8 protein-coding genes are annotated in these 7392 nt (G+C 38.6%); 6 read left to right on the forward strand and 2 right to left on the reverse strand.

Translation table 11 applies throughout. The annotated features are described in order from the left end of the window. The 3 genes from ACFSBH_RS12930 to ACFSBH_RS12940 form a co-directional block, all read left to right on the forward strand. On the forward strand, positions 1 to 79 hold a 79-nt coding region (locus tag ACFSBH_RS12930), incomplete at its 5' end, for an IS3 family transposase (RefSeq protein ID WP_379597901.1). A 306-nt stretch (positions 80 to 385) separates the two neighbouring features. Then, positions 386 to 913, forward strand: a complete 528-nt coding sequence (gene ntdP, locus ACFSBH_RS12935; protein WP_349774315.1) for a nucleoside tri-diphosphate phosphatase — start codon at positions 386 to 388, stop codon at positions 911 to 913. Between the two features lie 120 nt (positions 914 to 1033). Next, entirely contained in the window at positions 1034 to 2791 is a 1758-nt protein-coding gene (locus tag ACFSBH_RS12940; RefSeq protein WP_251512019.1) for an ABC transporter ATP-binding protein, read from the forward strand. Between the two features lie 44 nt (positions 2792 to 2835). Here ACFSBH_RS12940 and ACFSBH_RS12945 read toward each other — a convergent pair whose 3' ends face one another. After that, a complete protein-coding gene (locus ACFSBH_RS12945) occupies positions 2836 to 4125 on the reverse strand; it encodes a glutamate-1-semialdehyde 2,1-aminomutase (RefSeq protein ID WP_251512020.1) in 1290 nt (429 codons plus the stop codon). 167 nt (positions 4126 to 4292) lie between these two features. Between ACFSBH_RS12945 and bcp the strand changes: the two genes are divergently transcribed. The 3 genes from bcp to perR all read left to right on the forward strand — a co-directional run bounded on the left by bcp (position 4293) and on the right by perR (position 6338). Further along, entirely contained in the window at positions 4293 to 4763 is a 471-nt protein-coding gene (bcp, locus tag ACFSBH_RS12950; protein ID WP_251512021.1) for a thioredoxin-dependent thiol peroxidase, read from the forward strand. A 34-nt stretch (positions 4764 to 4797) separates the two neighbouring features. Next, positions 4798 to 5745 (forward strand): D-2-hydroxyacid dehydrogenase, encoded by a 948-nt coding sequence (locus tag ACFSBH_RS12955; protein ID WP_251512022.1) that lies wholly within the window; start codon positions 4798 to 4800, stop codon positions 5743 to 5745. 149 nt (positions 5746 to 5894) lie between these two features. Further along, a complete protein-coding gene (gene perR, locus ACFSBH_RS12960; protein ID WP_251512023.1) occupies positions 5895 to 6338 on the forward strand; it encodes a peroxide-responsive transcriptional repressor PerR in 444 nt (147 codons plus the stop codon). A gap of 49 nt (positions 6339 to 6387) precedes the next feature. On the opposite strand, the gene ACFSBH_RS12965 is transcribed toward perR, so the two are convergent. After that, positions 6388 to 6765, reverse strand: coding sequence for a YgzB family protein (locus ACFSBH_RS12965; protein WP_251512024.1), 378 nt, complete (start codon positions 6763 to 6765; stop codon positions 6388 to 6390). Positions 6766 to 7392: the final 627 nt, after the last annotated feature.

The following is a 7392-nucleotide window of genomic DNA, read 5'->3' on the forward strand; positions in this document are numbered from 1 at the left end:
CTATAATACGAAACGGTTGAAAGCAAAGTTAAAAATGAGTCCGGTACAATACCGAACTCATTTTGAGCAAGCTGCATAATGAATTAACCGTGTCTAACTTTTAGGGGTCACTTCATTCGCAGTGCTTTTATCATGTATATCGGCATAGCAACGATTTAGGTGTGAAAGTCCATCTTGTAGAATACATTAATCCCATTAAAGCAGCGCGGGTTACTAATCTCCAGGTAGGAAGGAGGGAAGAGTTATCTGTCGTAGTGGATAACCAAGTGCTCTAAGTTATGCTTCCCCATTATCCTTTATCTTTTATGTTTTAACATTTATAATAGATAAGATACTATAGAAAATAACATATATATGATTATCTTGTAAAGGAAGGTTGATCCAAGTGGTTGCTCCGGAACCTGGTACAAGGATAGAAATACAAAGCTATAAACATAATGGCATGCTTCATCGGACTTGGGAAAGTAGTCTTGTGTTGAAGGGGACGGAAATGGTTGTTATTGGAGCGAATGACCGTACACAGGTAACGGAAAGTGATGGAAGAACATGGGTGACTCGGGAGCCGGCAATCTGTTTTTTTCATGCAGAGAATTGGTTTAACATCATTGGCATGATAAGGACGGATGGCATCCATTATTACTGCAATATAAGTTCTCCTTTTGTGTATGATGAGGAAGCTCTGAAATATATTGACTATGACCTAGATATAAAAGTATTTCCCGATATGACTTATGAGCTGCTTGATGAAGACGAGTATGAAACACACCGGAATACAATGAATTACCCAACCGTATTGGACCGAATCCTACAGAAAAACATTATAATTCTTAAGCATTGGATTCATCAGCGGAAAGGACCGTTCGCGCCGGACTTTGTCGATAATTGGTATGAACGATATTTGACCTATCGGTAAGCCGTCCATAAAAGCCTTGTTACGATTTGTAGCAAGGCATTTTGTTTTACAAGTGGGCGTAAACAAGTTAACAATGAATAAGTAAGTATGAATATGTGTATGTAAAAGGAAGATGACTGCATGGGTAGTATTAGGCAATATATGAACTTTGTAAAACCGTATAAATGGAAAATCCTTCTTACCATCGTTATTGGAATACTTAAATTTGGGATTCCATTGTTATTACCACTATTATTGAAATATGTGCTTGATGATATTATTTATGTGGAAACGATGACGACTGATGAAAAGATAACGCAGCTCTTTTGGGTGATGGGTATCGCCTTCTTTATATTCGTTGTCATTCGTCCTCCGATTGAATATTATCGTCAGTATTTTGCGCAATGGGTAGGAAATACAATTTTATTTGATATCCGTGATCGGTTATTTGATCATATTCAAAAGTTGAGCTTGAAGTACTATTCTAAGACAAAATCCGGTGAAATTATTTCCCGGGTAATTAATGATGTCGAACAAACGAAGAATTTCGTCATTACTGGACTCATGAATGTATGGCTTGATTTAATTACCATCATGATTGCGCTTGGCATTATGTTTACGATGGATATTCCGTTGACGATTGTTGCTGTTGCGTTGTTTCCGATCTTTGGCTTCGCCATTAAGTATTTCTATGGAAAGCTTAGGCAGCTGACCAGGGAAAGGTCCCAGAAACTTGCAGAGGTGCAGGGTCATTTGCATGAGCGTATTCAAGGAGTTCCTGTAACCCGCAGCTTTGCGTTGGAGGACTATGAACAGGAACAGTTTGGTAGTCGTAATAAAAGCTTCTTAGACAAGGCGATTGAGCATACAGATTGGAATGCTAAGACATTCGCTGTAACGAATACAATCACCGATCTTGCTCCATTACTTGTTATTGGTTTTGCAGCTTATCAAGTGATTAACGGAGCTGCTTCCATTGGAACGATGGTTGCTTTTATCGGATTTATGGATCGGGTATATAGTCCGTTGCGTCGTCTGGTCAATTCATCGACCGTTTTAGTCCAATCCGTTGCCTCCATTGACAGGGTATTTGAATTTGTAAATGAGAAGTATGATATTACAGATAAAGAAGATGCTGAGGAACTGGGCCGCGTCGAAGGGAATGTCGAGTTCGACCAAGTTTCCTTCTATTATGATGAAGATGAATTGCAAGTGTTGAAAAATGTGAATCTTACAGTGGAAAAAGGTGAAACTGTCGCATTTGTCGGAATGAGTGGTGGAGGAAAGTCCACTCTAATCAGTTTAATCCCTCGATTCTATGACGTAACGAGTGGGGCAATTCGCATCGATGGCAAGGATATCCGAGATGTAAAAGCACGTTCTTTACGGAATAACATCGGAATGGTATTACAGGATAATATTTTATTCAGTGAATCAATCGCGATGAATATTAGGATGGGGAATCCTTATGCAACCGATGAGGAAGTGATTGAAGCTGCAAAAGCGGCGAATGCCCATGATTTCATTATGAGTCTGCCTAAAGGTTACGATACATTAGTCGGTGAAAGAGGAGTAAAACTATCTGGAGGACAGAAACAGCGTGTCGCCATTGCTCGTGTTTTCTTGAAAAATCCTCCAATCCTTATTTTTGATGAAGCGACTTCCGCCCTCGATTTGGAGAGTGAGCATCTGATTCAAGAGACGATGGAGCGGCTTGCTGCCGAACGGACAACCTTTATCGTTGCTCACAGGCTCGCTACCATTACTCATGCCGATACAATCGTTGTGATAGAAAATGGAGAAATTGTCGAGAAAGGCTCCCATGAAGAACTAATGAAGAAACAAGGCAGTTACTATAATTTGTATGAAATCCAGAATTTGGATAACGGTGAAAAATAAAATAAAAGGGAAGAATCCGTATGAAAAGGATTCTTCCCTTTTTTTTATTTCATCTGTTCAAATGCTCGGTCGACTGCTGCAATTGTTTCTTCGATATCTTTTTCAGTATGTTCTGTAGTTAAGAACCATGCTTCGTATTTGGAAGGTGCTAAGTTAATACCTTCTTTTAATAACAGTTTGAAGAATTTAGCAAAAGCTTCTCCGTCTGTTGCTTCTGATTCCTTATAATTTGTCACTTTCTCTGTACCGAAGAAAACAGTAAGTGCACCATTTAGTCGATTGATTGTAATATCGATGCCATGCTTTTCCGCTTTTTCAAGGATGCCAGCTTCTAGTTGTGAGCCAAGTCGATCTAATTCTTCATAGACACCTTCTTCCTTGAGTACTTCTAAGCAAGCAATTCCTGCAGCCATGGATAACGGGTTACCTGACATTGTTCCTGCCTGATAAGCTGGTCCGAGAGGTGCGACTTGCTCCATGATATCTTTTCGGCCGCCGTATGCTCCGATAGCCAAACCGCCACCGATGATTTTACCCATCGCTGTCATATCAGGCTCCACACCATAAACTTGTTGAGCACTTCCATAAGTGAATCGGAAAGCAGAAATCACTTCATCGTATATGACGAGGGCACCTGCTCCATGTGCAAGGTCATTTACCCCTTGAAGGAATCCTTCATGTGGCGTCACGATACCGAAGTTACCAACAATAGGTTCCACAAGAACTGCGGCAACTTCATCTCCCCATTTATCTAAAGCTTCTTTTAATCCGTCTAAATCATTAAATGGAACTGTAATTACATCATCCGCCGTAGATTGTGGAACACCTGCTGAATCAGGAGTACCTAAAGTGGATGGACCTGAACCTGCTTCCACGAGTACAGCATCAAAATGCCCATGATAACAACCAGCAAATTTAATGATTTTATTGCGTCCGGTATAAGCTCGTGCAACACGGATGGTCGTCATAACTGCTTCTGTTCCAGAGTTGTTAAAACGCACCTTTTCCAAAGAAGGAATTGCTTCTTTTAACATCTTCGCAAACTTATTCTCTAAACGGGTCGGTGTTCCGTATAGTACTCCATTTTCAGCTTGTTTTTGAATTGCTTCGGTTATATGTGGATGAGCATGTCCCGTAATAATCGGTCCATAAGCTGCCAGATAATCTATATATTTATTTCCGTCTACGTCCCAGAAGTATGCTCCTTTTGCTTTTTCCATGTAAACAGGGGATCCACCGCCTACAGCTTTATACGAACGGGAAGGTGAATTCACACCACCGACTATATGTTCTAATGCTTCTTCGTGTAAAGATTCGGATGTTGAATAATTCATTAATTATGCCTCCTAGAAAGATTGCAATTTCCATACAAAGGATGGATATACTCTTTTTACTATATCAAAATTATCCATTTCGTACAGGAGCAAGCTGTCAAGCATTTTAGAAGGTATCTCATTTATCTCTATGATATAGTGGAGGAAATAGAGATGGAGGGATTATCATGACAGTAGAAGTAGGTAAAGAAGTGAAAGATTTTACATTACCAAACCAAGCTGGAGAAAATATATCCTTAAGTGATTATAGAGGGAAATACGTAGTTCTTTATTTTTATCCAAAGGATATGACGCCTGGTTGTACTACTCAGGCTTGTGACTTTAGAGACCAGCATGAGAAATTCGGTGAATTGGATGCGGTGATCCTTGGTGTCAGTCCAGATCCGGTGGAAAGGCATCAAAAGTTTATCGACAAACATGAACTGCCATTTGAATTGTTGGCTGATGAAGATCACAAGGTAGCTGAAGACTTTGGAGTCTGGAAGCTAAAGAAAAACTTCGGTAAAGAGTATTATGGAATTGAACGCTCTACTTTTATTATCGATAAAGAAGGTAAATTATTAAAAGAGTATCGTAAAGTTCGAGTAAAAGGACATGTGGAAGAAGCACTTGAGTACTTGCGTGATGAAGTGAAATAATAGTTTGATTTCAAAGGGGCAGAGGGGGAAAGTCATGATTTTATTTTCAGCTAAAATCTCAGAAAAACATCGTGTGAAGCTAGAAGAGGAATTCACGAATCAAAAGTTTATTTTTTGTGAATCGATAGAGGAAGCGGAAAGTCATTTAAAGGATGCAGAGGTTTTTGTTACGTATGGGGATGACATAACAGTAGAACTCGTTGACTCCGCACCCAAACTAAAATGGATTGCCTGCCTCTCGGCTGGGGTGGATGGTTTTCCGTTTGAGCGTTTGGAGGAGAGAGGGATCCTTGTTACGAATGCTAGAGGAATTCATAAAATACAAATGGCTGAATATGCGATTGCCATGCTTTTACAAGTGTATCGGAATTCTAAGACTATCATTGAAAATGAGCGGAAATCAACATGGGAAAAGCGTGTTAAAGTTCAGGAGATAACAGGTAAAACAATCCTTATACTGGGAACAGGTGCTATCGGCGGAGAGACTGCACGACTCGCCAAAGCATTCCGCATGAAGACGATAGGTATTTCAAGGAGCGGGAAAACGGTAGAGCATTTTGATGAAGTATATAAAACTTCCGAGCTATTGGACATTTTACCTGAAGCGGATTTAATTGTTTCCGTCCTTCCGAGCACAAAAGAAACGGCAGGGTTGTTAACTCATAATCATTTTAAAGCAATGAAACAATCTGCGGTGTTTTTGAATATGGGGCGTGGAAATGTATTAGATGAAGATGATTTATTACAGGCTGTCCGAGAAGGGCAAATTCAACATGCAGTCTTAGATGTGTTTGAAGAAGAACCACTACCGACAGAGCATCCCTTCTGGAAAGAACAAAATATAACGATTACCCCACATATATCTGGCTCATCTCCTGAATACGTAAAGCGGGCATTAGAAATCTTTAAAACCAATTTAACCGTATATGAGGATAATGAAGGTGAATTTGTAAATAAAATTGATTTGTCACTAGGATATTAAATGAAATTTAGATAAATGGAAGAGGATTATTACTATTCTTAAGTTACTTATATTGACTAGACTAGCTAATAACGATAAACTAATTATAAAGATTATTATTTAATAATATTATTGAATGCCATTATCTAGCGAAAGTGAGGTTGTTAGCGATGTCTGAAAAGAGATTACGTGATGCAATTGACACATTAAAAGAATCAGGCGTCCGAATTACACCACAACGTCATGCGGTTCTTGAATACCTTCTCAATGCGATGACTCATCCTACAGCAGATGATATATACAAAGCTCTTGAAGGCAAATTTCCTAATATGAGTGTTGCAACGGTTTATAATAATTTACGCGTATTAAAAGAAATTGGTCTCGTCCGTGAATTGACGTATGGAGATTCATCTAGCCGTTTCGATTGCAATACTTCTGACCACTACCATATTATTTGCAATGATTGTGGGAAAATTGTAGACTTCCACTATCCGACACTCGAAGAAGTAGAATCTTTAGCTGAGCAGGTGGCAGGTTTCGATATTAGCCATCATCGCCTAGAACTGTATGGTATTTGCGAAGATTGTAAATCAGTGGAGGCACAACAGCATTAATTTAATCTCGATATAAAAAACCACAGCGATAATTCGTGTGGTTTTTTTGTTACGTATTTTGCTCTTTGGATTTCGCATAACTCCGTTTGTTATATTTCTCGTCAAATTCTTTACCTTCTAAGTCTTGATCTAATGTAAGCGGCTGTTTGCAATGCATACAAGCATCTACACGGCCTAGCATTTTAGTCGGCTTCTCACAACTCGGACATATAATCGGGATTGCTCTTAAGGAAAGCGTGCCGATCCATAAATAAACAATCAAGCTTAAAAAGATTGCCAGCAGTCCCAATATAAAGAATATAATCATGACCCATTCTTTTTGTTTAAAGAGTAGACCTACATACATGAGCAGGATTCCACCAAAGATCAATATCAGGGCAAATGAACGGATTTTATTTATTTTATTTGAGTACTTCAGTTGTGCCATAACCTCATAAATTCCTCCCTTATCTTCCATTGTAGTATAGCATATTTTCTATTAAGTAGAAGAATAAAAGACTAAGAACATGTGATGAATTCCTACTTAATTGAACAAGCAAGTGTTGAATTTTAATAAAACGAGGAGGATTACTTTTATTAAGTTGGATTAAAAAGAAGGGTTATTAAAAGGAATCTTTATTTTTTATGGCATTTGAAATGAACGATAAGTTGTCCTATATATAGAAGGAAAAATTTAATCGTGGCAGAGGGATTAAAGTGATAATTTCGAATTTGAATTTCGCGTTGACAATTATAATATAACATGGTAAATTAATAAGCGTCGCCAAAAACGAGTACAACATTCGACAAAGCGATAAAATAACTTTGAAAAAAGTTGTTGACAGGAAATATCATTCGTGTTATATTAGAAAAGTCGCCGTTACGAACGGCAACAAAATATTTGCTCTTTGAAAACTGAACAAAACAACCAGTATGTCAAGCGAGGTCACGTGAGTGACCAAGCATAAATTTAATAAGAAAACCCCGTTTTCTTATTAAACAACAGCTAAGTTTTTTCAAACACTTTTATGGAGAGTTTGATCTTGGCTCAGGACGAACGCTGGCGGCGTGCCTA

Source organism: Oceanobacillus luteolus, from assembly GCF_042678205.1.
Classification (GTDB): Bacteria; Bacillota; Bacilli; order Bacillales; family Amphibacillaceae; genus Oceanobacillus; species Oceanobacillus luteolus.

Excerpts from the sequence above, each read along its gene's own strand:
- ACFSBH_RS12940 (WP_251512019.1), top strand. The coding sequence starts at position 1,034 with ATGGGTAGTATTAGGCAATATATGAACTTTGTAAAACCGTATAAATGG.
- ACFSBH_RS12945 (WP_251512020.1), bottom strand. The coding sequence starts at position 4,125 with ATGAATTATTCAACATCCGAATCTTTACACGAAGAAGCATTAGAACAT.
- bcp (WP_251512021.1), top strand. The coding sequence starts at position 4,293 with ATGACAGTAGAAGTAGGTAAAGAAGTGAAAGATTTTACATTACCAAAC.
- ACFSBH_RS12955 (WP_251512022.1), top strand. The coding sequence starts at position 4,798 with ATGATTTTATTTTCAGCTAAAATCTCAGAAAAACATCGTGTGAAGCTA.
- perR (WP_251512023.1), top strand. The coding sequence starts at position 5,895 with ATGTCTGAAAAGAGATTACGTGATGCAATTGACACATTAAAAGAATCA.
- ACFSBH_RS12965 (WP_251512024.1), bottom strand. The coding sequence starts at position 6,765 with ATGGCACAACTGAAGTACTCAAATAAAATAAATAAAATCCGTTCATTT.